General features: G+C 59.2%; 25 protein-coding genes. 6 read left to right on the forward strand and 19 right to left on the reverse strand.

Going from position 1 to position 25,715, the window contains the following annotated elements:
- Positions 1 to 233: 233 nt before the first annotated feature.
- Together B9Z49_RS10765 and B9Z49_RS10770 are read left to right on the forward strand one after the other, a co-directional pair.
- Positions 234 to 530, forward strand: coding sequence for a BrnT family toxin (locus B9Z49_RS10765; RefSeq protein WP_108353454.1), 297 nt, complete (start codon positions 234 to 236; stop codon positions 528 to 530).
- Entirely contained in the window at positions 517 to 831 is a 315-nt protein-coding gene (locus tag B9Z49_RS10770) for a BrnA antitoxin family protein (protein ID WP_108353455.1), read from the forward strand. The genes B9Z49_RS10765 and B9Z49_RS10770 overlap by 14 nt, the downstream gene beginning before the upstream one ends.
- 81 nt (positions 832 to 912) lie before the next feature.
- On the opposite strand, the gene B9Z49_RS10775 is transcribed toward B9Z49_RS10770, so the two are convergent.
- The 9 genes from B9Z49_RS10775 to B9Z49_RS10815 all read right to left on the reverse strand — a co-directional run bounded on the left by B9Z49_RS10775 (position 913) and on the right by B9Z49_RS10815 (position 8,843).
- Positions 913 to 1,737 (reverse strand): DUF429 domain-containing protein, encoded by an 825-nt coding sequence (locus B9Z49_RS10775; protein ID WP_199225039.1) that lies wholly within the window; start codon positions 1,735 to 1,737, stop codon positions 913 to 915.
- A gap of 1 nt (position 1,738) precedes the next feature.
- Positions 1,739 to 2,617, reverse strand: coding sequence for a DMT family transporter (locus B9Z49_RS10780; protein ID WP_108353456.1), 879 nt, complete (start codon positions 2,615 to 2,617; stop codon positions 1,739 to 1,741).
- A 42-nt stretch (positions 2,618 to 2,659) separates the two neighbouring features.
- Entirely contained in the window at positions 2,660 to 3,082 is a 423-nt protein-coding gene (locus B9Z49_RS10785; protein ID WP_108353457.1) for a BLUF domain-containing protein, read from the reverse strand.
- Positions 3,083 to 3,086: 4 nt separating this feature from the next.
- Complete coding sequence (folE, locus tag B9Z49_RS10790) at positions 3,087 to 3,815, reverse strand: GTP cyclohydrolase I (protein ID WP_369913545.1); 729 nt, start codon at positions 3,813 to 3,815, stop codon at positions 3,087 to 3,089.
- Between the two features lie 93 nt (positions 3,816 to 3,908).
- Positions 3,909 to 5,135, reverse strand: coding sequence for a cardiolipin synthase ClsB (clsB, locus tag B9Z49_RS10795; protein WP_108353459.1), 1,227 nt, complete (start codon positions 5,133 to 5,135; stop codon positions 3,909 to 3,911).
- A gap of 2 nt (positions 5,136 to 5,137) precedes the next feature.
- Entirely contained in the window at positions 5,138 to 5,893 is a 756-nt protein-coding gene (locus B9Z49_RS10800) for an endonuclease/exonuclease/phosphatase family protein (RefSeq protein WP_108353460.1), read from the reverse strand.
- Positions 5,890 to 6,375, reverse strand: a complete 486-nt coding sequence (gene nudB, locus B9Z49_RS10805) for a dihydroneopterin triphosphate diphosphatase (RefSeq protein ID WP_108353461.1) — start codon at positions 6,373 to 6,375, stop codon at positions 5,890 to 5,892. Before nudB ends, B9Z49_RS10800 begins: the two co-directional genes overlap by 4 nt.
- Before the next feature lie 90 nt (positions 6,376 to 6,465).
- Positions 6,466 to 8,355, reverse strand: coding sequence for a response regulator (locus tag B9Z49_RS10810; RefSeq protein WP_108353462.1), 1,890 nt, complete (start codon positions 8,353 to 8,355; stop codon positions 6,466 to 6,468).
- Positions 8,355 to 8,843: a molybdopterin-dependent oxidoreductase gene (locus B9Z49_RS10815; RefSeq protein WP_108353621.1), complete on the reverse strand. Its 489-nt coding sequence runs from the start codon at positions 8,841 to 8,843 to the stop codon at positions 8,355 to 8,357. Before B9Z49_RS10815 ends, B9Z49_RS10810 begins: the two co-directional genes overlap by 1 nt.
- Positions 8,844 to 9,106: 263 nt before the next feature.
- On the opposite strand from B9Z49_RS10815, the gene B9Z49_RS10820 reads away from it, so the two are divergent.
- The 3 genes from B9Z49_RS10820 (at position 9,107) to B9Z49_RS10830 (ending at position 11,062) form a co-directional block, all read left to right on the forward strand.
- The gene (locus tag B9Z49_RS10820) at positions 9,107 to 9,718 is read left to right on the forward strand and encodes an ATP-binding cassette domain-containing protein (RefSeq protein WP_108353622.1); all 612 of its coding nucleotides are present in this window, start codon (positions 9,107 to 9,109) and stop codon (positions 9,716 to 9,718) included.
- 161 nt (positions 9,719 to 9,879) lie between these two features.
- On the forward strand, positions 9,880 to 10,320 hold the full coding sequence (locus B9Z49_RS10825; protein ID WP_108353463.1) for a lytic transglycosylase domain-containing protein: 441 nt from the start codon (positions 9,880 to 9,882) through the stop codon (positions 10,318 to 10,320).
- Positions 10,321 to 10,609: 289 nt separating this feature from the next.
- Positions 10,610 to 11,062: an RNA-binding protein gene (locus tag B9Z49_RS10830; protein WP_108353464.1), complete on the forward strand. Its 453-nt coding sequence runs from the start codon at positions 10,610 to 10,612 to the stop codon at positions 11,060 to 11,062.
- Positions 11,063 to 11,297: 235 nt separating this feature from the next.
- On the opposite strand, the gene aspS is transcribed toward B9Z49_RS10830, so the two are convergent.
- From aspS to B9Z49_RS10880, 10 genes are all read right to left on the reverse strand, one after another.
- Entirely contained in the window at positions 11,298 to 13,112 is a 1,815-nt protein-coding gene (gene aspS, locus B9Z49_RS10835; RefSeq protein ID WP_108353465.1) for an aspartate--tRNA ligase, read from the reverse strand.
- A gap of 47 nt (positions 13,113 to 13,159) precedes the next feature.
- Positions 13,160 to 13,825: a DUF502 domain-containing protein gene (locus B9Z49_RS10840; RefSeq protein ID WP_108353466.1), complete on the reverse strand. Its 666-nt coding sequence runs from the start codon at positions 13,823 to 13,825 to the stop codon at positions 13,160 to 13,162.
- Between the two features lie 34 nt (positions 13,826 to 13,859).
- Positions 13,860 to 14,195: an FmdB family zinc ribbon protein gene (locus B9Z49_RS10845; RefSeq protein ID WP_108353467.1), complete on the reverse strand. Its 336-nt coding sequence runs from the start codon at positions 14,193 to 14,195 to the stop codon at positions 13,860 to 13,862.
- A gap of 113 nt (positions 14,196 to 14,308) precedes the next feature.
- Positions 14,309 to 15,784, reverse strand: a complete 1,476-nt coding sequence (locus B9Z49_RS10850) for a sodium:solute symporter family protein (RefSeq protein WP_108353623.1) — start codon at positions 15,782 to 15,784, stop codon at positions 14,309 to 14,311.
- A gap of 24 nt (positions 15,785 to 15,808) precedes the next feature.
- Positions 15,809 to 17,386: a ubiquinone biosynthesis regulatory protein kinase UbiB gene (gene ubiB, locus B9Z49_RS10855; RefSeq protein WP_108353468.1), complete on the reverse strand. Its 1,578-nt coding sequence runs from the start codon at positions 17,384 to 17,386 to the stop codon at positions 15,809 to 15,811.
- Positions 17,383 to 17,943 carry a hypothetical protein gene (locus B9Z49_RS10860; RefSeq protein WP_108353469.1) on the reverse strand — a complete coding sequence of 187 codons (561 nt, stop codon included), beginning with the start codon at positions 17,941 to 17,943 and terminating at the stop codon, positions 17,383 to 17,385. Before B9Z49_RS10860 ends, ubiB begins: the two co-directional genes overlap by 4 nt.
- 48 nt (positions 17,944 to 17,991) lie before the next feature.
- Positions 17,992 to 18,999 carry a Tim44 domain-containing protein gene (locus tag B9Z49_RS10865; protein WP_108353470.1) on the reverse strand — a complete coding sequence of 336 codons (1,008 nt, stop codon included), beginning with the start codon at positions 18,997 to 18,999 and terminating at the stop codon, positions 17,992 to 17,994.
- Positions 19,000 to 19,034: 35 nt separating this feature from the next.
- Complete coding sequence (gene ubiE / locus B9Z49_RS10870; protein WP_108353471.1) at positions 19,035 to 19,766, reverse strand: bifunctional demethylmenaquinone methyltransferase/2-methoxy-6-polyprenyl-1,4-benzoquinol methylase UbiE; 732 nt, start codon at positions 19,764 to 19,766, stop codon at positions 19,035 to 19,037.
- 10 nt (positions 19,767 to 19,776) lie between these two features.
- On the reverse strand, positions 19,777 to 20,196 hold the full coding sequence (locus B9Z49_RS10875) for a gamma-butyrobetaine hydroxylase-like domain-containing protein (RefSeq protein WP_108353624.1): 420 nt from the start codon (positions 20,194 to 20,196) through the stop codon (positions 19,777 to 19,779).
- A gap of 41 nt (positions 20,197 to 20,237) precedes the next feature.
- Positions 20,238 to 24,116 (reverse strand): DUF3683 domain-containing protein, encoded by a 3,879-nt coding sequence (locus tag B9Z49_RS10880; RefSeq protein ID WP_108353472.1) that lies wholly within the window; start codon positions 24,114 to 24,116, stop codon positions 20,238 to 20,240.
- A 279-nt stretch (positions 24,117 to 24,395) separates the two neighbouring features.
- Here B9Z49_RS10880 and ugpB point away from each other — a divergent pair, with 279 nt between their 5' ends.
- Positions 24,396 to 25,700, forward strand: coding sequence for a sn-glycerol-3-phosphate ABC transporter substrate-binding protein UgpB (ugpB, locus tag B9Z49_RS10885; protein WP_108353473.1), 1,305 nt, complete (start codon positions 24,396 to 24,398; stop codon positions 25,698 to 25,700).
- The last annotated feature ends 15 nt before the right edge of the window (positions 25,701 to 25,715 follow it).

A 25,715-nucleotide genomic window follows, 5' to 3' on the forward strand; every position in this document is an offset into this window, starting at 1 on the left:
ATCTTGTCGGTCTCGGTATTCGAGAAAACCGAGGTTTCAAGCGCCTTGCAGCTCGATGGCAACACAATCGACAACCCGTCCGACGCTAACCAGTTGAATTTATTCACTTTTTAACCGGACACTACTGATTTAAAAGTATACATTTTTAAAATTTAACATCGAGCCAATTGAACCCATATTTCATTTACTCTGCTTGACTTCAATATTAACGTTACTACAATAAATGCACCGCCATGCACGTACTTTGGGACCCAGAAAAACGGCAAACTAATTTGGACAAGCACGGTTTGGACTTCATTGACGCCGTTGCAGTGCTGGAAAGCCTGTATCGCCTTGATGTGCAGAGCGTGCGAAACCGGGAGCTAAGGACCCAATCATTGGCCTACGTGTTCGATGTGCTGGCGGTATTGACTGTGGTGCATGTCTCGCGTGAAAACTCGATGAGGATCATGAGCTTCAGACCCGCGAGTGAAATAGAAAGGACCGCTTACCATGACTGGCTTGAAAACGACTTCAATGACGAGCACTGAATTGCGTGAGGCCTCTGTCATGGGCAAAAGCAAGACGCAGAAAACCCGTGCCCAGGCCGCAACACCCTATGTATGGGACGGTGAGGATGAAGACGATCGACCGCTGACGCGTGAAGAAATGCAGGCGGGCATCGAAACCTACCGCCGACAACGCGGACGCCCCACAGGCAGCGACAAAGAATCCACAACCATACGCTTTGATCGTGACGTGCTAGCCGCCTTTCGCGCAGGAGGTCCCGGCTGGCAAACCCGCATGAACGCTGTGCTGCGTGATTGGCTCAAGACGCAATCGCCAGTTTGAGACACAGACTTTTAAAAACATTTTTCAGCTTTTAGACACCAACCGAAAACTGTCCCCCAGTTGGTCCGTATTGGATCTGCGTCAACAGGTAACGATCCACCCCTCCAGCGGGTCAAACGGCGGCAGCCCGTATTGAGGGTGCCCGGCTTCGTGCTGTTGCTGCGCCCAGGCCGCTTGCATCAGGCACAGGGTGGCGTCGAGGGAATCTCCGCTGGCGTCATCGGCCAGGCGCCCCAGCAGCGCATTGCTGGCCACCAGGCGCAGGCCCAGGCGGGTTTGGCCGCGTTCCAGCGCGCTCATCAGTTCGCGCCGCGCCAGCAGTCGCTCGGTAGTTTGCTTGGCTTTGTCGTCACTCTTGTAGCTTTGGTTGCCCAGCACCTCACGCGCGAGCAGGCCGGGGTAGGCTTCCAGCGCCACGCGGCGTACATCGCCCGCGTGCAACCCTGGCAAGTGCACGCCCGCATGGCGCAAAAGCGGCACACCCGCGTGCAGCATGTAGGCCACGGGCGGGTTGACCCATTTCATGGAAGGGCTGGATCCAGCGGGCCGGTCGGCGGCGCGGTGGGCAAACTTGCCGCCTACGGGGCGGGCGTTGCAAAACGCCGCAAACTGCTCGCGAATTTGGGCGCGTTCCAGCGCGCAGTAATGGTCCATGCAGGCGGCCCAATCGGTGGGCCAGTCCAGGGTTTCGACCAGTTCACGCGGCAGGCCAAAAGGCAAGTCAAAACCGCCTACCCAATCGGCAGGCTGTACCAACCAGTTGCCAAACGCGACCAGCGTGTCACAGGTTTGCAGCGCCTGCAGTTGCACCCTGCCCTGCCGGGCTTGCCCCAGCGCCAGCACGATGGGTTTGCGTTTGGATGGGCTGCTGGAAAAATCGCAACCGATCAATGACACGGCGTTCATCTCACCACCCCAAGGCCATGACACCTGCTGCAATCAGCACGGCACCTGCGATGCGCGGGCCACGGTCTTTTTCGCCCAGCAAGTGCCCCCCCAACAAGGCGGCAAACAGCATGGACACCTCTCGCGCTGGGGCCACATGCGACAGCGGTGCCACCTGCAGGGCGTACAGCACCAGCACGTAAGACACGGGGCTGAAGATGCCGACGATCAAGGCGTAGCGCCTTTGCTGCAACCACAGCGCCCACACGGCCGGACGGTCGCGCAGCAAAGTGGGTGTCAAAAAAACCAGGCGCAACAGGTTGCCAAAATACTCCACCAAAATGGGCGACATCAGCGCCACCTTGATGGCATAGCCATCGACCACGGTGTAACTGGCGATGAACAAGCCCGTGATGCCGCCATAAAAAATGCCGGTGCGCACACGCACTTGCTGGAGCGGGTCTTGCGCGGCTTGCCAAAGCCCCGGGCCGCCCGCGATCAAAAACACGCCACCCACCACGCCCAAAATGCCGATCAGGCCCAGCGCCGAAATTTGCTCACCCAAGAAGAAAATCGCTACCATGGACGACAGCAGCGGCCCCGAGCCCCGCGCCAGCGGGTAAACCACCGTCAGGTCTGCCTTGCGGTAGCCGCGCAACAACACGATGAAATAAACAATGTGCAGCAAGGCGCTGGCCAGCACCAAGCCCCACTCCTGCAGACCCCAGGCTGTCACCTGCGCCCAACCCACCCACAGGCCCACAGGTGCCCAAAACACCATCAGCACCACCGAAGTGAAGGCGATAAAGCGCACGTCGCCACCGGCTTTTTTGGCCGCAATGTTCCAACAGGCATGGATGAAACCCGCCAGAACGACCAGGGCAAGCGCACTCAGGGGCATGGGCGTGAAAAAGCCCCTTGCGGGGCTTGGGGTGAAGGGGATTTAAGCGCGCCCGATGATGGACGCGGTGGCCATGAGTTCTTCGAGCAAGGCCAGTGAGACTTTTCCAGACACGTTGTACGGATCCAGCTCTGCCCGCTCGGAATATTTGAGCAAGATGTTGGTGTTCACCCGCGAGGCGTCGACCAAGCCCATAGTCCAGCCGCCGAAGCGGCGCTCAGAAATTTCTTCGTAATGCAACAGCACCACATCCTTGTGACGCGCATCTTTCTGGATGTGACCATAGAGCTCGCTCACCGCATTGCGCCCACCTTCGATGGCCTGCAAAAAGATGCCGCCGCCGTAACACAGTATGCCGGTGATCCCGCTGCTCGGGTTGAACTGGCGAGATTGGGCCAAGATGGCATCGATGGTCTCGGCACTGGGATCGACCGTGCGGCTGGCGTAAAGCAAACGGACCAACATGGTGTCAACTCCTTCCGGGAATCAGTGACAAAAATTCGCGGCGCAGATTCACGTCTTTGAGGAAGGCACCGCGCATGACCGAGTTGATCATCTTGCTGTCCATGTCCTTCACGCCGCGCCAGCCCATGCAGTAGTGGCTGGCCTCCATGACGATGGCCAAACCATCGGGCTGGGTTTTGCGCTGAATCAAGTCAGCCAGTTGAACCACGGCCTCTTCTTGAATTTGCGGGCGCCCCATGATCCATTCGGCCAGGCGGGCGTACTTGGACAGGCCAATCACGTTGGTGTGTTCGTTGGGCAGCACGCCGATCCATATCTTGCCAATGACAGGGCAAAAGTGGTGACTGCAAGCGCTGCGCACGGTGATGGGGCCGACGATCATCAGCTCATTCAGGTGTTCGGCGTTGGGGAATTCGGTGATCTCAGGGCCTTCGACATAGCGGCCCTTGAACACTTCTTTCAGATACATCTTGGCCACACGGCGGGCGGTGTCGCCGGTGTTGTGGTCGTTCACGGTGTCAATCACCAAGCTATCGAGCACGCCCGCCATCTTGGCGGCGACCTCGTCGAGCAACTTTTCCAGCTCGCCGGGTTCAATGAATTCAGCAATGTTGTCGTTGGCGTGGAAACGTTTGCGGGCAGCCTGGATGCGCTCGCGGATCTTCACCGATACAGGAACACCCTCGTCTTCGGGCGTGGCAGCAGAAGCAGTCATGGCGTCTGTAGATTTCATTAACATGGGAGTTGATCGTAACAGCGATTGATCGGCGCACAGCGATCAGGGGGTTTGGCCCCTTTTCTTCTTTGTCTGCTTTCTACCCGCCCTTCAATACCGGTGCCCTGTGAGGAAAAGTGCCATGCGCATGAGGCCAAAAGCCAGGCGATCGCGCAGTCGCTGGCGCCAATGCCTTTGGCCAAATGTGGCTGAAACAGGCGTGCTTTGTGACGCAATCACCTGAATCAAGCGCCGGTGCAGTTGTTGCGCAAACAGGCGGTCGGCCACCACCACATTGGCCTCTCGCGCCAGCAGGAGGCTGAGGGGGTCCAGGTTGGACGAGCCCACCGTGGCCCAAGGACGCTCGTTGTCGGGGTCCACCACGGCCACTTTGGCGTGTAAAAAACTCGCGTCGTATTCGTAGATCTCAACCCCTGCGGCCAACAAGGTGCCGTAGACCGGACGGGCTGCGTGGTATTGCATGAAGTATTCATAACGCCCTTGCAGCAGCAAGCGCACGCGCACGCCACGCCGGGCGGCGTGTACCAAAGCCTGACGCAACCTGCGCCCCGGCAAAAAATAGGCGTTGGCGATCAGCACTTCGTGCCGGGCCAGACCAATGGCCTTGAGGTAGGCGCGCTCGATCTGGGTGCGGTGCAGCACGTTGTCGCGCAGCAGCAAAGCCGCCCGGCTGGGCGGTGGTGAGCCATCGGGCAAGGGCAGCGGCTGCTTCCAGGGCAGCGGCAGACCCGCTGTTCTGAACGAGTGCAGCGCCTGTGGAAGCTTGCGTTCGCGGGCGTTTTTTGCGCCTTGCAAACGCCACCACAGTTGGGTCATGCTGTCTTGGATGAGACCCACCAGTTCGCCCTGCGCACTGACCGCGAAGTCCAGCCGGGGCCGGGCCAGGCTGCCGTGGTGTGGGTCGTACCAATCGTCCAGGATGTTGATGCCGCCACAAAAAGCGGTGCGCCCGTCTACCACGCACAGTTTGCGGTGCAGCCGACGCCAGCGGCTGGGAAGGAGCAAGCCCATGGTGCCCAAGGGGGCATACACGCGCCAATCCACCCCCGATTGGGCAAAGCGCGCGCGCCAGACCTCTGGCAGCTGGGGCGTGCCCACACCGTCGACCACCAGCCACACACGCACGCCGCGCAAGGCAGCCCGCTCCAGCGCCTCGGCCACTTGCACGGCAGCCCCGTGGAGGTCAAAAATATAAGTTTCCAACAGCACATGCGAGCGGGCTTGGTCGAGTGCTGTGACCAAGGCCTCAAAGTAATCTTGCCCCCCCTCAATAAGGCGGATCTGATGGCCGTCGCGCAGCGCTGGGTTGTGCCGCATGCTCAGTCGTTCCAGGCAAATTCAGCCACCAGTGGCAAATGGTCAGACATGCGCTGCCAGATGCGCCCCGATGGCACCATGGCGTGCACAGGCGTGAGGCCCCGGGCGTACACATGGTCGAGCTGGTTCAAAGGCAAGCGCGAGGGGTAAGTGGGTGTGGGCTGCTCGCGCCATTCCCGAAACCCGGCCTGCGCCATGCGCCGCCCCAGACCGGTGCCCCAGTCATTGAAGTCGCCTGCCACCAGCACCGGCTCGTGGTCCGGGATGTCTTTCGAAATGTGGGCCAGCAGCAAGGCCACTTGGCGCACGCGGCTGGCGGGCACCAGCCCCAAGTGCACCACCAACACATGCACCACACGGTCCACCACCTCCACCTGGATGTGCAAAAAACCGCGTTGCTCAAAGCGGTGGTCCGAGATGTCGCGGTGCTGGTGCGAAAGCACAGGCCAGCGCGAGAGCAAAGCGTTGCCGTGCTCGCCATGGCGCGTGATGGCGTTGGTGCGGTAGACAACCTCGTAACCTTCGGGAGCCAAATACTCGGCTTGTGGCTGACTGGGCCAGTGCCTGAAATATGCCGCCTCGCGACGGTGCTCGCGGCGCACCTCTTGCAGGCACACGATGTCGGCGTCGAGCTGCTCCACCGCATGGCCCAAGTTGTGGATCTCCAGCCGCCGGGCCGGCCCCAGGCCTTGTACGCCTTTGTGGATGTTGTAAGTGGCCACTCGCAAAACCGGGTGTTCGTGGCGTTCTGGCTTCATGCCGGGATTTTCGGTAGAAAACGCGGCAGCATCAGGATGGCTTCAGCGTTGGAGGGGGAAAAACACTGGTCGGCCGCAGCTTGCCAGGGCAACCATTGCGCTTCGGTGTGCTCGCGCGGGCTGAGCAACACAGGCATGCGTTGCGGCACACACAGGCCAAACACCCGCTCGGTGTTGCGGCTGACTTCGGGCGCATAGCGCCAGCGCCAAGCGGGGTAAATGTCGTACACGTTTTCCAGTTGCCAGTCTTGCAGGTGGCAACTCGGGTGGCAGGCGTCGATGCCTGTTTCTTCCTGCACTTCGCGGATGGCTGTGTCGAGCCAGCTTTCTTCGGGGTGGTCTTTGCTGCCCGTGACCGATTGCCAGGTGCCCCAGTCGGTGCGTCGGATCAGCAAGACGTCTTGCTCAGGTGTGTAAATGACGACCAGCACCGACTCCGGGATTTTGAAAGCAGCAGGCGATGGGTGGAGCGGTTGCAACATGGACGGGGCAGACGCCAAATGAATGACCAGAAGTTCAATTCATTGTAGTCAGCCCCTTGACTGACACTGCGTTGCGCAGCACGGCGTGCATCAAGCTTGGCGACGTTTGTGCGGCATGACCGCCAACAACTGTGTTTTTTGCAGGGGTTTGGACAAAAAGGCGTTCATGCCAGCAGCCGTGGCCTGTTCAGCCGCGTCGTTCATCACATCGGCCGTGAGTGCCACGATGGGCACCTGCCCCCGCGCTCCAGTCAGGGCACGAATCTGGCGGGCACTGCTCAGGCCATCCATGACGGGCATGTGAATGTCCATCAACACCAGATCGAAATCGGACTGACTGGCCTGCGTGAGCGCTTGTTGGCCGTCCTCGGCAAAACTGACCTGATGGCCCATGCTTTGCAGCAACAAGCCCACCACTTTGCGGTTGACCGGATGGTCTTCCGCCACCAGAACACGCAAGGGCTCAGTGGCTGAGACTTGATGGGCGGCGTCATGGACCGGGCTGGCCCCTGCAGGGGTTGCTGGGGCAGGTGCGGTCGACTGATCTGCCCAAGGGGTTCTCAAGCTCAGGGTGAACACCGAGCCTTGGCCCAACTGGCTGCGGGCACTCAACTCGCCGCCCATCAGGCGGGCCAAGGATCTGGATATCTCCAGTCCCAAACCCGATCCCGATTGTTTGCGCGTCAGTGAGGCGTCGCCCCAATGAAAGCGCTCAAACAAACCTTGTTGGGTGGCATCGCTCATGCCGATGCCGGTGTCGGCGATGTCGATCTGCCACTGCACGCCATCGCTCAGCGATTCACGGCGAACACGGATATCGACCTGCCCCTGATCGGTGTACTTGATGGCATTGCCGAGCACATTGAACAGAATTTGCCGCAAGCGCAAAGGGTCGAGCATCACGACACGCGGCTTGTGCAGTTCGCCCGTCAGTTGCAGTTGCAAGCCTTTGTTGATCGCTTGCACCCGCATGAAACTTTGCACTTGCTGCAAAAAGTCTTCCATGTCCGTGGGTTCCGGGTTCACTTGAATTTTGCCGGACTCCAGGGCCGAGACCTCCAGCACATCGTTGAGCACAGCCAACAAGTGGGATGCGCTGCCCATGGCGGTCTGAATCAAATCGGCCTGTTCGGATCCGGTCTGGGTTTTCTCGAGCAATCCCAGCATGCCCAATATGCCGTTGAAAGGTGTGCGCAACTCGTGACTCATGTTGGCGAGAAAACGACTTTTTCCTTGATTGGCGCTTTCGGCTTGTTCTTTGGCTTGCAACAACTGGGCATACAAAAGTTGCTGCGCCCTTTGTGCTTGGGTTTGCTTGCGCTCATGCGCATACAAGCCCACAGCGCCCAACACCAAACCCAGGATCTGCGCCAACGTTAGCCAGGCGATCCATTGGCTTTGTTCGCGCACAGTGGCCACTTGTTTTTGTACCCATTCGCCCATGACAATGTCCGAGGCTGAGTTCAGGGCCTGAACCTCAGGCGCCATTTGCTGAAGCTCTGTCATGAGCTCAGACCACGCGGGTGATGCCCAGTCTTGCCCATCGGCCAAGGGGGTGGATCTGGCCACCCAGCTGACCAAACGGGGGGCCAAGGCGGTGTATTCCTCGCGGTGGTGCACGCGTTCAAGACTGGGACTGTTGAGCAACAAATCGACACGGCTGACCAAAATATCAAAGCGCAAAGACCGCTCCGCTGCAAAGTCCGGCGGGGTCATGCCCGGCCGAGCGAGGTCTGCACGCATCATGGCCGCATTAAAACGCCACAACTCGCGCTCCAGATTGGTGGTGATGGCCGTGAAAGAGTCGTCCTGCAGCCGCGCAGCAGCTTCCAGCGCCTGTGCTTGACGCCATTGCACGGTAGTGGCCACCACCAATGCAGAAATCACCAGGACCGCCACGAAGGCCAGGCCCCAAAAGAAACGAGACGGTGCAAGGCCTTTCAGGCCTGGAGTCTCAGGCGTGGTGTCGCGCGTTTGCATCACTTCACCTCAATGGCTTTGAGCTGCCAGATGGAGCGCTCGTAGTAGGTCTTGTGCTGGAGTTCTTTTTTGGCGTCGAAGGGGTAGACGATGAACAAAGGCCCTTTGGTGCGCACCGGGATCGCTTGGCCATTCATGAGCACAGCCACCACCACATCGTGATCACGCGCATCGGACACGGGCAACTTCACACGGTAATCGTTGAGCGCCACCGCCCGGATGTGCTGGCCTTTGGCCTTGACCAGCTGCAAGACATCGCGCAGCAAGGGGCCGCTGAAGGTCACGGGCTTTTGATCCCAAGGTGTCCGGGTGGTGAGGCTTTTTTGCGGCAAAGCCTGCAAAGCCTTCATGTCTAAAACCGCCACTTTGCCCTGGTTATGTGCCTCGATCAGACCCGATACCTTCAGAACCACTGGCCCTTGGGGCGCATCCAGGGCCCAAACGGCTGAGCCAGAGAACATGGCCAATATGACACCGAGCACGCCCATTTTGCTCCTCAAATTCGGCAAGACTGTTTTTGTCTTTTCGCCGACTTCCAACAAATTGCTTGTGCACATGATTATTTTTCCGTTATTCGACAATTGAACTATTAAGAATTGTATTTACTAATATAAAACATTAAAAATAATTTGTTTCAATGTGCAAAAGTACGATTCAATTGTTGCCAAATTCCAAACGCGCGGTCTCCGTTGGGCCTGCTGCTAGCATGCAGGTCATGCTGAAACAGTCTGCTGACCACGTCCCAAAGGCCATGAACACTGTACTGAGCGTCACCGGCCTCAGCGGAGGACCGGCCGAACTGCCGTTTTTCCGCGATTTCAACCTGCAATTGCCTGCAGGTCTTTCCGCCTTGCTGGGCGACGAGGGCACGGGCAAGACCAGCTTGATGCGCTTGCTCAGCGGTGATTTGGCACCCACTGCAGGGCAGCTGCGCCTGATGTGCGAGGCCACCCCTTTGGTCCTGCCCCGGCATTCGGCGGTTTTTTGGACCGACCTGCGTTTGCCGCTGCACGACAGCGATACACCCGCGCAATGCTGGGCGCACTTTCGCGTGTCTTTACCCGCCTGGTCTGACGCCACGCAAAAAGAACTGGTCGAGACCTTGCAGTTGGCCCCACACCTGGACAAAAGGCTCAACATGCTGTCGACCGGTAGTCGCCGCAAAGTGGGCCTGGTGACAGCGCTGGCCAGCGGCGCCACGGTCACTCTGCTGGACCAGCCTTTCGTCTCGTTGGATCAGGCCTCCATCCGTAGCCTTCAAGCGTATTTGGCGCGAGTGGGTCAAAACACCGAGCGCGCTTGGCTGATCGCCGACTACGAAAAGCCTGCCTTTCTGCCGCTGGCATCGGTGCACCAGCTCTGAGGTCTGGTGATGAGGCCGCCTGCTCGTCCGGCGGGCTTGGGGCTCAAGAGAACTGTCGCCGTGCCGATGCACAAACAAGAGCTGATTTGCCCGATCTTCACGAACCTTGAGTGCCCCCTACCTTGTTGCGATTTGACTTTCAGCATCCTGCTGCCTTTTGCATGTGTGTGCTGACGTGGGCGCACGCCGCAGCCCATGCCCAAACCCCGACCGAAGCCAAGCCGGCTGCTGACCAATGCCTCATGCCGGCCGCGCAACGCCATGGTGTCAACCCGCACATCCTGAGGGCCATCTTGCAAGTCGAGTCGGGCATGCGCCCCCATGTGGTAAATCGCAACCGCAATGGCAGCATCGATGTGGGCATGGCCCAAATCAACTCGATTCACTTTCGTGAACTGTCGCAATGGGGCATCACGCCCGATCGGCTGCTGGACCCCTGCGTGGCCACGCATGTGGCAGCCTGGCATCTCAAACGCGTCATGCTTGTCCACGGCAACACCTGGTTTGGCGTGGCCGCCTACCACTCGGTTACGCCTGTCCACAACCTGCGATATCAGGGTTTGGTGCGGCAAGAGTTGGTGCGCACTGGTGTTTGGCGCTGAAGTCGGTCAGGTCTGACTACGAGGTCTGGCCAATGGGCTTGACCTCTCTAGCAGCGCACTCGTGGTGTTAAAAGACACATGAGGGCTCTTAAAAACAAGGTTAATCACGAAACATTGACAAAATTTGGTGCTATTTTGACGCTATGCCCCATAATCTGATAGTGCACGTTAATAAAACGTCACATTTGAGGTGATCGGTCAGTTTCGCGCGCTACGGCGGCACTTTTCAGGTTTGTTGTGCTTTCGGGACCCCATCGCTTTTGTTTTCATGTGTTTTTCAGGAGTCCCCATGGGCAATAAACTTTACGTCGGCAACCTGCCGTACACCGTTCGCGACGAAGACCTGCAGCAGGCTTTCGGCGAATTCGGCGCCATCACCAGCGCCAAAGTCATGATGGAGCGCGACACAGGCCGCTCTAAAGGTTTCGGTTTTGTGGAAATGGGCAGCGATGCCGAAGCCCAAGCCGCTATCGCTGGCATGAACGGTCAATCTTTGGGTGGCCGCAGCATCACTGTGAACGAAGCCCGTCCGATGGAGGCACGTCCTCCTCGCACCGGTGGTTTCGGTGGTGGTGGCGGTTACGGTGGTGGTGGCGGTGGCGGTGACCGCTCCGGCGGTGGCGGCTACGGCGGCGGCGGTGGTGGCGGACGCTCCGGCGGCGGCGGCTACGGCGGTGGTGGTGGCGATCGCTCCGGCGGTGGCGGCTACGGCGGTGGCGGCGGCGGTCGCGGCGGCTACTAAGCCCTGCAAACCCAGTCAACAGCAGTAATGCCGTTACAAAATTTCTAAACTAGCTTAGCGCTGGTTAAGACATCTAAGGCTTCAAGACTTCGGTTTTGGAGCCTTTTTTGTATGTCAATCCGACCTGGCCCACGGGCGATGCGTCCGCGGCCCCGCCTGAACTGCCCACAAGCGTGAACCCAAAAAGCCAACGCCACCCGAAGGTGGCGTTGGCTTTTGGCGGGTCTGGGGCAGATTACGCTGTTTTGACCGCATCCAGATTGCGCAAGCGGATGTGCAATTCACGCAACTGCTTTTCGTCCACCGGGCTGGGGGCTTGGGTCAACAAGCACTGAGCGCGTTGGGTCTTGGGGAAAGCAATCACGTCGCGGATGGACTCGGCACCGGTCATGAGCGTGACGATGCGGTCCAGACCGAAGGCCAAGCCGCCGTGAGGAGGCGCACCGTATTGCAGGGCGTCGAGCAAGAAGCCGAACTTGAGCTGCGCTTCTTCGGGGGTGATCTTAAGGGCGTCAAATACTTTTTGCTGCACATCAGCGCGGTGGATACGCACCGAGCCGCCGCCCATCTCCCATCCGTTCAACACCATGTCGTAGCCCTTGGAGATGCACTTCTCGGGGGCGGTGACCATCCAGTCTTCGTGACCGTCTTTGGGCGCGGTGAAGGGGTGGTGCACAGCGGTGTAGCGCTGGTTTTCATCGTCGTATTCGAACATCGGAAAGTCGACCACCCACAGCGGGGCCCAACGGTTTTCGAACAAACCGTTGGCTTTGCCGAACACGCTGTGGCCGATCTTGATGCGCAGCGCACCGATGGCGTCATTGACGATTTTTTCCTTGTCGGCACCAAAGAAAATCAGGTCGCCGTTTTGTGCACCCGAACGCTCCAAGACGGCGTTGAGCGCTGTGTCGTGGATGTTTTTGACGATAGGCGATTGCAGACCGTCACGACCCTTGGACAGGTCGTTGACACGGATGTAGGCCAGTCCCTTGGCGCCGTAGATTTTGACGAACTCGGTGTAGGCGTCGATCTCGCCGCGGCTGATGCCACCGCCTTCGACCGAACCACCCGGCACGCGCAGGGCCACCACACGGCCGCCCTTCATGTTGGCCGCGCCCGAGAACACTTTGAAGTCCACATCGCCCATGACATCGGTGACTTCTGTGAACTTCAACTTCACGCGCAGGTCGGGCTTGTCAGAGCCATAAATGTGCATGGCGTCTTGGTAGGTCATGACCGGGAATTTGCCCAAGTCAACGCCGATGGTTTTTTGGAACACGCGCTCGATCATGCTTTGGAACATGTCGCGAATTTCTTCTTCAGTCAGGAACGATGTTTCGATATCGATCTGGGTGAATTCGGGCTGGCGGTCAGCACGCAAGTCTTCGTCGCGAAAGCACTTGGTGATCTGGTAATAGCGGTCGTAGCCCGCCACCATGAGCAATTGCTTGAACAACTGGGGCGACTGGGGCAAGGCAAAAAACTGGCCATCGTGCACGCGGCTGGGCACCAGATAATCACGCGCACCTTCGGGCGTGCTCTTGGTGAGCATGGGGGTTTCGATGTCGACAAAGCCGTTTTCATCCAGGTACTTGCGCACTTCCATGGCCACTTTGTAGCGCAGCATCAGGTTGTTTTGCATGTACGGGCGGCGCAGGTCCAGCACGCGGTGCGTCAGGCGGGTCGTCTCGGACAGGTTATCTTCGTCGATCTGAAACGGAGGCGTGACCGACTCGTTCAGGACGATCAGCTCATGGCACAGCACCTCGATCTTGCCGCTTTTGAGGCCTTCGTTGGTTGTGCCATCGGGGCGGGCACGCACGATGCCTTTGATCTGCACGCAGTATTCGTTGCGCACTTCTTCGGCCACCTTGAACATGTCTGGGCGGTCCGGGTCGCACACCACCTGCACATAACCTTCGCGGTCGCGCAGGTCAATAAAGATCACACCGCCGTGGTCACGGCGGCGGTTGACCCAGCCGCACAGGCTCACGGCTTGACCGGTTAGGGCTTCGGTCACCAGACCGCAATAGTGGGAACGCATGGACATGTTGTGGGACTTTCAGGATTCGCAGGAAAAGGATTCGGGAAAAGGCGTCAGCCCAACTGGGGCTGAGATGCAGGTGGCTTCGGGACAGGGGTGCCGGGCACGACCACACCCATCGAGATGATGTACTTCAAAGCATCGTCAACGCTCATATCCAATTCGATCACTTCGGCTTTGGGCATCATCAAAAAGAAGCCAGACGTCGGGTTGGGCGTGGTGGGCACATAAACGCTGACCAAGGGCTGATCGAAGTGGCTCGCCACTTCACCTTCGGGTGTTCCCGTGAGGAAGGCGATGGTCCAAGAACCATGCCGCGGATACTGCACCAGCAAGGCCTTCGAGAAGGCATGGCCACTGCCCGAAAACAAGGTGTCGGCCACCTGCTTGACGCTGGTGTAGATGCTGCGCACCACGGGAATGCGGTTCATCAGGCCGTGCCATTTGCGCAGGGCCCACTGGCCAAACATGTTGGCCACAAATACGCCGGTGGCGAAGATCACCAATGCCACGATGGCCACGCCCAAACCGGGCACGCTGCGCAGGTATTCGGCACTGGCGTGCACGCCGGGAATCAGCGTATCGGCAGCATGCAGCACGACCAGGAAAATGGCGTCGAGCATGCCCACCAACCACATGAGCACCCACACCGTGATACCCATAGGCAGCCACACCAGCAAGCCGGTGATGAAGTACTGTTTGAAGCTGCGTTTTTTCATGGAGAGGCAATCGTTGAGTTCAGGGCTCAAAAAATCAATGGCAGGCGCAAGAGGCCGCACAGGCCCCGGCACTGCTGGAGGTGGTCGAGGGAGACGCCGCGTCACCGCCCGTAGATACGGCAGGTGCAGGTGCTGAGGGTGATGCCACAGCGTCGGCTGCAGCAGGCACCGCAGGGGCTGCAGTGCCGCCACCTTTGAAATCAGTGGCGTACCAACCCGTGCCTTTGAGTTGAAAGCCTGGCGCTGTCAGCTGTTTGTTGAATTTCGGCGCACCGCAAACAGGGCAATCGGTCAACGGCGAGTCGCTCATTTTTTGCAGAACATCCTTGGCATGGCCGCAGGCGTCGCATTTGTAGGCGTAAATGGGCATGTGAGAGCCTTTGAAGGTGATGCAAGAAAACCTTCAATTATAGGCTTGGCATGGCCCTTCAAGGCCTGACCGATTCTCGCTGCCAACGCTTCGTGTGCAGCGGCTGTGTCTAATCAATTGACAGATGAGTCTTTATCGGCGTGACCCAAGGCGCTGGCCAAGGACTGTCCCCGATTCGCAATCAGCGCTGGGGCGAGAGAACCCAGCAGCATGCCGACAAAGGAAGCCGCCAAACCCAGCAAGTTGGCAGGCACCAGAGTCTCGGGTGCCAGAAAGTTGAATGCCAGCCAAGTGCCCACACCCAGCACCACCGAGCACAAAGCACCTTGGGTGTTGGCGCGCCGCCAAAAAGCACCCGCCATCAGAGGCACAAAGGCCCCGGTCAGGGTGACGTTGTAGGCGTTTTGCACCATCTCATACATGGTGCTTGTGCTGTTCATGGCGAACAACAAGGCGCAAGCCGTGAAGGCGACCAAAATGACGCGTAAGAGCAGCAAGAACTGGCGGTCGCTCATGTGGGGCACAAAAGGCTTGAGCACCTTCTCGGTGAAGGTGGCCGTGGGGGCTAGCAAAGCCCCGCTGGCAGTCGACAAAATGGCTGAGAGCAAAGCGCCAAAGAACAGGATCTGCGCCCACATGGGCATCTGACCCAGCACCAGATCGGGCAGGATGCGCTGGATGGTGCGGGCGTCTTCCGACTCGAACAAGGCCTTGAGCTCGGGGTGGGCGATCAGCGCCGCATAAGCGATGTACAGGGGGATGAAAGCGATCACGAAGTACATCAAGCCCCCGATGAGCGTGCCGCGCACGGCGGTTTTTTCGTCCTTGGCACTGGTCATGCGCTGAAACACATCCTGCTGGGGGATGGAACCAAAGGCAAACGCAAAGAACGCACCCGCCATGGCCCACCAAGCGGCAGCGTCCATGTCGGCTGGGAACATGTCGAACTTGCCATCGGCTGCGGCTTGGGCAATGACTTTGTCAAATCCGCCCGCATTACCGCCCACCAGCAAAGCCACCGAAATCAGGCCCACCACGATCACCACGGTCTGAAACAAATCGGTGAAAGCCACCGACCACATGCCGCCAAACACGGTGTAGACCAGCACCACGGCCGCGCCCAGCATGATGGCGTGGTTCAGTTCAATGGCCCCGGACGAGAGCACATGGATAACCAAGCCCAACGCCGTCAACTGCGCCGAGGTCCAACCCAGATAAGACAGAACAATCGCCACGCTCGTCAGTACTTCGACCGACTTGCCGTAGCGCACCTTGTAGAAGTCGCCGATGGTCAGCAGGTTCAGGCGGTAAAACAACTTGGCGAACAACAAAGCCGCCAGCACCAGGCAGACGGTGGCACCAAACGGGTCACCGGGAATACCGTTCAGGCCGTCTTTGGCAAAGGTGGCCGACACCGACAAGACGGTCTCAGCCCCGAACCAGGTGGCGAACACGGTGGCCACATTCATGTAAAGGGGCAAACTGCGCCCTGCCACCAGGTAATCCTTGGCCCCGTGAACCCGGCGCGCAGCCAACAAGCCGATGCCGATGGTCACGGCCAAATAAGCGATCACAAAAGTCAGCAGCACCTTCGTACCCTCCAAGATCGGGACTTATGAGAAAAGATGCAGGTGCATGCCCACCTGCATAACCAGCAAGGAGAACACAAAGCCCATACCTGCGTAAATCAGGGTTTGCAGCAATTTGTTGGTTCGGCGTTGCTCGGTCAACAACTGCTCGATCTGCCGCGTATCGTTTTTCTGCGGCTGCTGCAAATAGCCGTGCAGCAATCGAGGCAACTGCGGCAGCAGTTTGGCGTAGAGCGGCGCCTGCGACTTGAGTTCTTCCCACAGCTTTTTGGGACCGATTTGCGCCAGCATCCATTTTTCGAGGAAAGGCTTGGCCGTGCTCCACAGGTCCAGCTCAGGGTCCAGATCGCGACCGAGGCCCTCAATGTTGAGCAGGGTCTTTTGCAGCAGCACCAGCTGCGGCTGGATCTCGACCTGAAAGCGGCGCGAGGTCTGGAACAGGCGCATCAGCACCATGCCCAGCGAAATTTCCTTGAGTGGGCGGTCAAAGTAAGGCTCGCAGACGGCGCGGATGGCCGACTCCAGCTCGTCCACCCGCGTCTCGGGCGGAACCCAGCCGGACTCGATGTGCAGCTCGGCCACGCGCTTGTAGTCGCGGCGGAAAAACGCAGTGAAGTTTTGCGCCAGATATTCTTTGTCGTACTCGGTGAGCGTGCCCACGATGCCAAAGTCCAGCGAGATGTAGCGGCCGAAGGTCTCGGGCGCCAAGCTGACCTGGATGTTGCCGGGGTGCATGTCGGCGTGGAAAAATCCATCGCGAAAGACTTGCGTGAAAAACAGGGTCACACCATCGCGGGCCAGTTTGGGGATGTCCACGCCCGCTGCACGCAAACGGTCCACCTGGCTGATGGGCACGCCATGCATGCGCTCCATGACGATGACCTCGGGGTGGCAAAAGTCCCAGATCATCTCGGGGATCAGCACCAGATCAAGCCCTTGCATGTTGCGGCGCAACTGCGCGGCGTTGGCCGCTTCACGCACCAAGTCCAGCTCGTCGTGCAGGTATTTGTCAAATTCAGCCACCACTTCGCGAGGCTTGAGGCGTTTGCCATCAGCGCTCAGACTCTCCACCCAGCCGGCCATCATGCGCATGAGGCTCAGGTCTTTGTCAATGACAGGCAGCATGCCCGGTCGCAAGACCTTGATCGCCACCTCGCGCAACACGCCCCCTTTGCCACGCAAAGTGGCAAAGTGCACTTGCGCGATCGAAGCACTGGCCACAGGCTCGCGCTCAAAAGTCTCGAAAATGTCATCCACCTTGCGGTTGAAAGCCCGCTCGATCGACGCCACCGCGATGGCCGAGCTGAAAGGCGGGACCCGGTCTTGCAGCTTGGCCAACTCCTCTGCGATATCGGGCGCCAGCAAGTCACGACGCGTGGACAACACTTGGCCGAATTTCACAAAAATCGGGCCCAAGCGTTCGAGCGCTTCGCGCAGACGCACCCCTCGGGGCGAGCGCAAATCACGGCCTAACGAGAGCACGCGGGCCAACAGGCGGATCCAGGGTTTTTGAAAGCTTGACAGCACCAACTCGTCAAGGCCGTAGCGCAAGACGATGAAAACGATGAAAGCGCCTCGACCGAAACGGCCCCAGCGCTTCATGCTGCGCTGCCCGTGCGCAGCCCGGTGCCTGGCCGCTGGGCGACAAAACTGCGCAAAGCTGCCATGGCCTGTCGCGCGGCTTGCGCCATGGTGTGGGCTGGGGCGTCGCCGATCATGCGGGCCAGATCCTCTTCGGCATCCCAGCGCACATGGTCGATCAACCAGTTGACCTCGGCAGCCAGTTGCACATCGCCTTCGATGCGGACTTTGGGTTTGTCACCCCGGGCCAATGCCGAGGCGAGTGAGACAGGCGATTCTTCGGTCACCGTGAGGCGCAGGTCAAAGCCTTCAAAGCGGCCTCGCTCCAGCAATCCTGCAGGTGTTGGCGTCAGTTGCAGTTGCATGCGGTCCCAGACCAGCTCGATGCGTTGCCCTTTTTGGCGGGCCAATCGGGCCATGGCCTCAGGCTCGCTCATCAGCACATGGTTAAGGAACAAAACAAGGCGGTTGACGCTCTCGTCCACCACCCAAGCCGGAGGCTGGAAGTTGGCCGCAAGGCGGTTGACCACATCGGGGAGAGCCTGAGCGGCCCATGAAAAAGGGGACTGTGTTGCCATAGTCCCCGATTATTCCCGAAAGTACAGGCCACCCCTAGGGGGCGGGCTTTATTGCAGCGCTTGCACGCCAGCCACCAACCAGCCACCACCTTGCTTGGATTTGGTCATGTTCCAGACTTCACGGAATGGGCTGGGGCCGGAAGCTGCATCTTCGCGGATCATTCCGTTGAACTCGACGCTGGCCAGGTAGGCATCGGCCTGCTCTTCAATCCCTAAAAGTTGAGCCTCGAGCATGACCACTTCAGTCTTGTTGGGCTGTCCGGGAAACTGTGCTTCGCGCTCAGACAACTGGTTGCGAATTTCCAACACCATGGTATCGGTCATCATGGAGCGCAGAGCGCTGATGTCCGAGCGGTCCCAGGCGTCTTGCAAGGTCACGAAGTTACGCTTTGCGGCCGTCAAGAAGTTGTCGACATCAAAACCAGCGGGAATGCCCCAGGTCTCCGATCCACCCAGGCCAGAGCCAATGCCCGAACCGATCATGGAGCCGGTCGATGATGCGGCAGCAGAGCTGTCAAAACGGGTGCTTTGACCTTCCCATGGGCGGGCTGAAGCATCGTTGCCGACGTTTTGAGGGCTGTATTGTTTGTAGGTGGCAGGGTTTTCAGCCGAGGCACCTGCACCTTGGTAAGCCAGACCTCCGTTACCAGCCGTCTGAGCAGCACCCCCTCGGCGGGCCCGCATGATCATGCCAATCACGGCGATGACGGCTACGCCAATCAACAAAGCCATCAAGATGTTGCCAAAGGCTTCACCCATACCGAGTGAGCTGGCCAACCAAGCCAAACCCAGACCAGCAGCCAAGCCACCCAACATGGCGCCCCATGGGCGCTTGGGCGCAGCCGCGGCAGGCGCAGCACCGGGTTTGGCAGCGTTGGCAGGTGCCGCGTTTTGCGCGGGTGCAGCCGGTGTTTGGGGTGCGGCATCGCGCTTGGTCACTTGGTTGGATTGCTGTCCGACAGACTTGCCGCCACCCATGCGGCGTGCAGCCTCGGCATTCAGACTGCCCAAGGCCATCACGCCAGCGAGCATCAGGGTTACAAGTTTGCTGTTCATGGTGTCTCCATCTCAGTAAATTCGGTTTTCAGGCTTCAACATTTGATGCCCATATGCAAGGCTACCACCCCCGCCGACAAGTTGTGAAAATCCACATGCCCAAATCCGGCATTTTTAATAAGGGTTTTCAGATCTTCCTGTCCTGGGTGCATCCGAATCGATTCGGCGAGGTAGCGGTAACTGTCAGCGTCGCCCGCCACCAACTTGCCCAAATTGGGCAGGATATTGAAGCTGTACCAGTCGTAGGCTTTTTCCAGCGGCTTGGCCACCTTGGAGAACTCCAGTACCAGCAATTTGCCGCCGGGCTTGAGCACGCGACACATTTCCTTGAGCGCGACATCCTTGTGCGTCATGTTGCGCAGGCCAAAGGCCACGCTGACCACGTTGAAGTGGGCATCTGGAAAGGGCAGCTTTTCGGCATCGCACACCAGCGTGGGCAAGGCCAAGCCTTGGTCGACCAGGCGATCACGCCCGGTGGAGAGCATGGCTTCGTTGATGTCGGTGTGCACCACGCGGCCGGTGGCGCCCACCTTTTTGGCAAACGCCATGGCCAAGTCGCCCGTGCCACCCGCAATATCCAGTACCTGATCGCCCTCTTTGAGGTTGGCCACCTGCACGGTGTAAGCCTTCCACACGCGGTGCAGGCCCATGGACATCAGGTCGTTCATCACATCGTATTTGGACGCGACCGAGTTGAACACGCCACGCACGTGCTTGGCTTTTTCGGTCTCGTCGACGGTTTTGAAACCGAAGTGAGTGCTGCTCATGCCTGTGCCCTCAATGTTTGTGACCGCAGCTGCCGCCCGCTGAAGCTTCGATCATGGGCGCGTCGCGACTCATGCCCGCGGCCTGCAGGCGGTCTTCGTACTGCTTCCAAAGAGCGGTTTCTTGGTCGCCCAAAAAGTACAGGTATTCCCAAGTGAATAGGCCCGATTCGTGCCCATCCGTGAAGGTGGGTTTCACGGCGTAATTGCCCACAGGCTCGATTTCGGCAATGCCGATCTCACGCTTGCCAGTTTGCAGCACTTCCTGGCCGGGGCCGTGGCCTTGCACTTCGGCCGAGGGAGAGTACACGCGCATCAGCTCGAAGGGGATGCGGAACTGCGCTCCATCGGAAAAACCGATTTCCAGCACCCGGGTCTGACCGTGCAGGGTCAGCGACTCGGGGTGGGGCATGTCTTTTTTCAATCCGGCCATCATTTGCTTTCGAAATTTTGCTGTCGTTTTTTGCGCTGGGTTTACACCAGCACACGCTCTATGCCGCCTGCGTTGGCAGCGCTCACGTACTCGGGCATCCACTCTTCACCCAGGATGTGCTTGGCCATTTCGACCACGATGTAGTCCGCTTCGAGCAGGCCATTTTTCATGTCATCGCCAAAGCGAGACAAGCCTTGCAGGCAGCTGGGGCAGCTGGTCAAAATCTTCACATTCGCCTGTGGCGCCAGCGCGCCGCTGTTGCGCAATGCGGCTTCGCCTTTGAGCAGCTCTTCTTCCTTGCGAAAGCGCACCTGGGTCGAAATGTCCGGGCGCGACACGCCCAAAGTGCCCGACTCGCCGCAACAGCGTTTACTCTCCAGCACGTTGTCGCCCATCAAGGCCTTGACAGTCTTCATGGGCTCTTGCAGCTTCATGGGCGTGTGGCAAGGATCATGGTAAAGATAGGCCCCGCCCGCGTCCAGCTTCATGCCTTTTTCCAGCAAGAACTCATGGATGTCAATGATGCGGCAGCCGGGGAAAATTTTGTCGAACTCATAGCCTTGTAACTGGTCATAACAGGTGCCGCAGCTCACCACCACTGTTTTGATGTCGAGGTAATTGAGTGTGTTGGCCACGCGGTGGAACAGCACCCTGTTGTCGGTGATGATTTTTTCGGCCTTGTCGAATTGGCCCGAACCTTTTTGCGGGTAACCGCAACACAAATAGCCTGGCGGAAGCACCGTCTGCACGCCCACATGCCAGAGCATGGCTTGGGTGGCCAAGCCCACTTGGCTGAACAAACGCTCCGAACCGCACCCAGGGAAATAGAACACCGCTTCCGTCTCCGACGTGGTGGTCTGGGGGTTGCGAATGATGGGCACGTAATCGTTGTCTTCGATGTCCAACAAGGCACGCGCTGTCTTTTTGGGCAAGTTGCCGGGCATCTTCTTGTTGATGAAGTGAATCACCTGCTCTTTGATGGGCGCCGTGCCCACCGAGGCGGGCGGTGCGCTGGTTTGCTTACGGGCCACGCCTTTGAGCAAGCCGGCTACGAAGCGCTGCGCCCGCATCCCCACATCGACCATGGCCAAGCGCGCGAGCTTGATGGTTTCGGGGTTGGTGGCGTTCAGCATGAACATGGCCGCCGCATTACCGGGACGAAAGGTCTTTTGCCCCATCTTGCGCAACAGGTTGCGCATGTTCATCGACACCTCGCCAAAGTCGATGTTGACCGGGCAAGGCGACAGACACTTGTGGCATACGGTGCAGTGGTCTGCCACGTCTTCAAATTCCTGCCAGTGCTTGATAGAGATGCCACGGCGGGTTTGCTCTTCGTAAAGGAAAGCCTCGACCAACAAAGAGGTGGCCAAAATTTTGTTGCGCGGGCTGTACAGCAAATTGGCGCGCGGCACATGGGTGGCACACACGGGTTTGCACTTGCCGCAGCGCAGGCAATCTTTCACACTGGCCGCAATCGCGCCAATGTCCGACTGCTGCATGATCAACGACTCGTGGCCCATCAGGCCAAAGCTGGGGGTGTAGGCGTGCGTCAGGTCGGCCGCGTGCACATCGTCACCCAAGCCAGTCAGGGCAGCCCCGCGCAGCAACTTGCCTTTGTTGAAGCGTCCTTCGGGGTCCACTTTGGCTTTGTAAGCCGTGAAGTTGGCCAACTCGGCGTCGGTCAAAAACTCCAGCTTTGTGATACCAATGCCGTGCTCGCCCGAGATCACGCCGTCCAAGCTGCGCGCCAGCACCATGATGCGGGCCACCGCTTCGTGCGCGGTTTGCAGCATCTCGTAGTTGTCGGAGTTGACCGGAATGTTGGTGTGCACATTGCCGTCACCGGCGTGCATGTGCAGTGCCACCCACACACGACCCTTGAGAACGCGCTGGTGAATGGCAATGACCTCATTCAGGATCGGCAAAAAGGCCGAGCCCGAAAAGATGTTCTGGAACGCCGGACGGATTTGCGTCTTCCAGCTGGCGCGCAGGCTGTGCTCTTGCAGCTGAGGGAACAGCGTGTCGACATCAGTCAACCAACCTTGCCATTGATCACGCACCTCGCGCACCACCGTCAAGGCTTGCGCCACGCGGTCTTCCAGCAACTCGGCCGACGGGATGTCGTTGGCGTCGTCTTGCTTGCCCAAAGGCAGGTTGCCCCGCTCCAAAAAGGCTTCGATTTCGCGGCACAGCTTGAGCTTGTTGCGCAGACTCAACTCGATGTTGATGCGCTCGATGCCATCGGTGTACTCGGCCATGCGCGGCAGCGGAATCACCACGTCTTCGTTGACCTTGAAGGCGTTGGTGTGGCGCGAAATGGCGGCGGTCTTCTTACGGTCCAACCAGAACTTTTTGCGCGCCTCGGGGCTGATGGCAATGAAGCCTTCGCCGCTGCGCGAGTTGGCAATGCGGACGATCTCGGATGTCGCCTTGGCCACGTCGTCGGCGTTGTCACCGGCGATGTCACCGATCAACACCATTTTGGGGAAACCACCACGCTTGCTCTTGGTGGAATAACCCACCGCCCGCAAATAGCGGTCGTCCAAATGCTCCAAGCCTGCCATCACGGTGCCGGTGCGCTTTTGCTCGGCAAACATGAAATCTTTGATCTCGACGATGCTGGGCACTGCCTCTCGGGCGTGGCCAAAGAACTCCATGCACACCGTGCGGGTGTGCGTGGGCATGCGGTGCATGACCCAGCGGGCGCTGGTGATCAAGCCGTCGCAGCCTTCTTTTTGCACCCCCGGCAGGCCCGAGAGGAACTTGTCGGTCACGTCCTTGCCCAGGCCTTCCTTGCGGAAGGTTTTGCCGGGGATGACCAAGGTTTCGGTGCGGATCGGGGTTTTGCCATCGGCTTTGAAGTAGCGCAACTCAAACGTGGCGACTTCGGCGTCGTGGATCTTGCCCATGTTGTGGTCCATGCGAACCACATCCAGCCATTCGGCGTCGGGGGTGACCATGCGCCAGCTGGCCAGGTTGTCGAGGGCTGTCCCCCAGAGCACCGCCTTTTTGCCGCCCGCGTTCATGGCGATGTTGCCGCCAATGCAGCTGGCTTCGGCAGAAGTTGGGTCGACCGCGAACACAAAACCACCGCGCTCGGCCGCATCGGCCACGCGCTGGGTGACCACACCGGCTTCGGTCCAGATGGTGGGAATCGGGTGGGCCACGCCGGGCAGGTCGAACATCTCGACCTCGGTCATGGCTTCGAGTTTTTCGGTGTTCATCACCGCGCTCTTCCAGGTCAACGGGATCGCACCACCGGTGTAGCCCGTGCCGCCGCCCCGGGGCACGATGGTCAGGCCCAGGTCGATACAGCCCTTGACCAGACCCGCCATTTCTTCTTCTGAGTCAGGGGTCAGCACCACAAAGGGGTATTCCACGCGCCAGTCGGTGGCATCGGTCACGTGGCTAACGCGGGAGAGGCCATCGAACTTGATGTTGTCTTTGGCCGTCAAGCGGCCCAACGTCTTTTGCACCTGGCTGCGCAGCTTGGCCATGCGGCCAAAGCGCTCATTGAACTGCGTCACGGACTGGGCGGCCATGGCCAGCAATTGGCCGACCAAGGCGTCGCGGGTGGCGTCCACGCTCGGGGTGCGGCGCTTTTGCACCTCGCCCAAGCGGTGCTGCAAAGCTTCCACCAACAGTTTGCGGCGGGCCGGGTTGTCCAGCAGGTCGTCTTGCAAATAGGGGTTGCGCTCCACCACCCAAATGTCCCCCAGCACTTCATACAGCATGCGGGCAGAGCGGCCCGTCCCGCGCTCCCGGCGCAACTGGTTCAACAGGTCCCAAGCCGACTCGCCCAGCAAGCGCAGCACAATTTCACGGTCTGAAAAGCTGGTGTAGTTGTAAGGAATCTCGCGCAAGCGCGGCGCATCGGCGTCGGCTTGCATCAAATGTTGGAGCGTGGTGGGTGCATTCATGGGTGTGGCGCAGTCAAAGGCGTCGCTGTTGACGCTGTCAGCCAGACCCGAAAGGTATCAAAGCGGCTGAGGTTGAATGTTACCGCAGTGATACAAACACGCGCCGGGGGTGGGGGCACCTGTCACAGAGGGGTCCGGACTCATGGAAAGCCCGTATTGTCATAATTTTTTCATGCCACTTTAATACTTACGTCATCTTCAAAAGGCACAGTACGTATGAGTCTATGATCTTTTGACAACTCAGTTTTCACGTTCATTGCCACTTTTACAGGACCCACCATGAAACTCAAACTCACACTGTCCGCCCTGGCTCTGGGTCTGGCCAGCTTGTCCGCCCAGGCCCAAACCGAAGTCCAATGGTGGCACTCCATGGGCGGCGCCCTCGGTGAGTGGGTCAACGACCTGGCCAAAGACTTCAACAACAGCCAAAAAGATTACAAGATCGTGCCCACCTTCAAGGGCAGCTACGACGAGTCCATGACCGCCGCCATCGCCGCCTTCCGTGCCGGCAATGCGCCGCACATCCTGCAGGTGTTCGAAGTGGGCACCGCCACCATGATGGCCAGCAAGGGGGCCATCGTGCCCGTGGGCGAGGTCATGAAAAAAGCTGGGGTCACCTTTGACGCCAATGCCTACGTGCCTGCTGTGGCTGGCTATTACACCGCGCCCAATGGACAGATGTTGAGCTTTCCGTTCAACAGCTCGACCACCGTTTTCCATTACAACAAGGACGCCTTCAAAGCCGCTGGCCTGGACCCCGAAAATCCACCCAAAACCTGGCCCGAAGTGGCGCTGGCTGCTGGCAAGCTCAAGGCTTCGGGACATAAATGCCCCTTCACCACCAGCTGGGTCAGCTGGACGCAACTCGAAAGCTTCTCGGCCTGGCACAACACCGAATTCGCCACCAAGGGCAACGGCATGCGCGGCATCGACGCCCGCCTGAACTTCAACAGCCCCTTGCATGTGCGCCACATCGAGAACCTGGCCAACATGGCCAAAACCGGCTTGTTCGTCTACAAGGGCCGGGGCAACGCGGCCGATGCGGTGTTTGTGTCAGGCGAGTGCGCCATGACCACCGGTTCGTCTGCGCTGTACGGCAACATCAAGCGCAACTCCAAATTCGCTTCGGGCATCTCCGCCCTGCCTTACTACCCTGATGTGACGGGCGCGCCCCAGAACACCGTCATTGGCGGCGCCAGCCTGTGGGTCATGTCGGGCAAGAAGGACAACGAATACAAGGGCGTGGCCCAGTTCTTCGCCCACCTGTCCAAAGCCGAAGAAGCGGCCAAGAGCCACCAGCGCACAGGCTACCTGCCTCTGACCAAGGCTTCGTATGAGATGACCGAGAAATCGGGCTTTTACAAGCAAAACCCTGGCACCGACGTGTCCGTGGAACAGATGATCCGCAAGACCACCGAAAAGTCACGCGGCATCCGCTTGGGTAACTTCGTGCAGATCCGCACCATCAACGACGAGGAACTTGAACAAGTCTGGGCGGGCAAGAAGGCGCCCAAAGAAGCCCTGGATGCCGCCGTCAAACGTGGCAACGAGCAACTCGAGCGCTTCCAAAAAGCCAACAAGTGAGCCGACGTCCCGGGC

It is taken from the genome of Limnohabitans sp. 2KL-51 (assembly GCF_003063645.1).
GTDB lineage: Bacteria > Pseudomonadota > Gammaproteobacteria > Burkholderiales > Burkholderiaceae_C > Limnohabitans_A.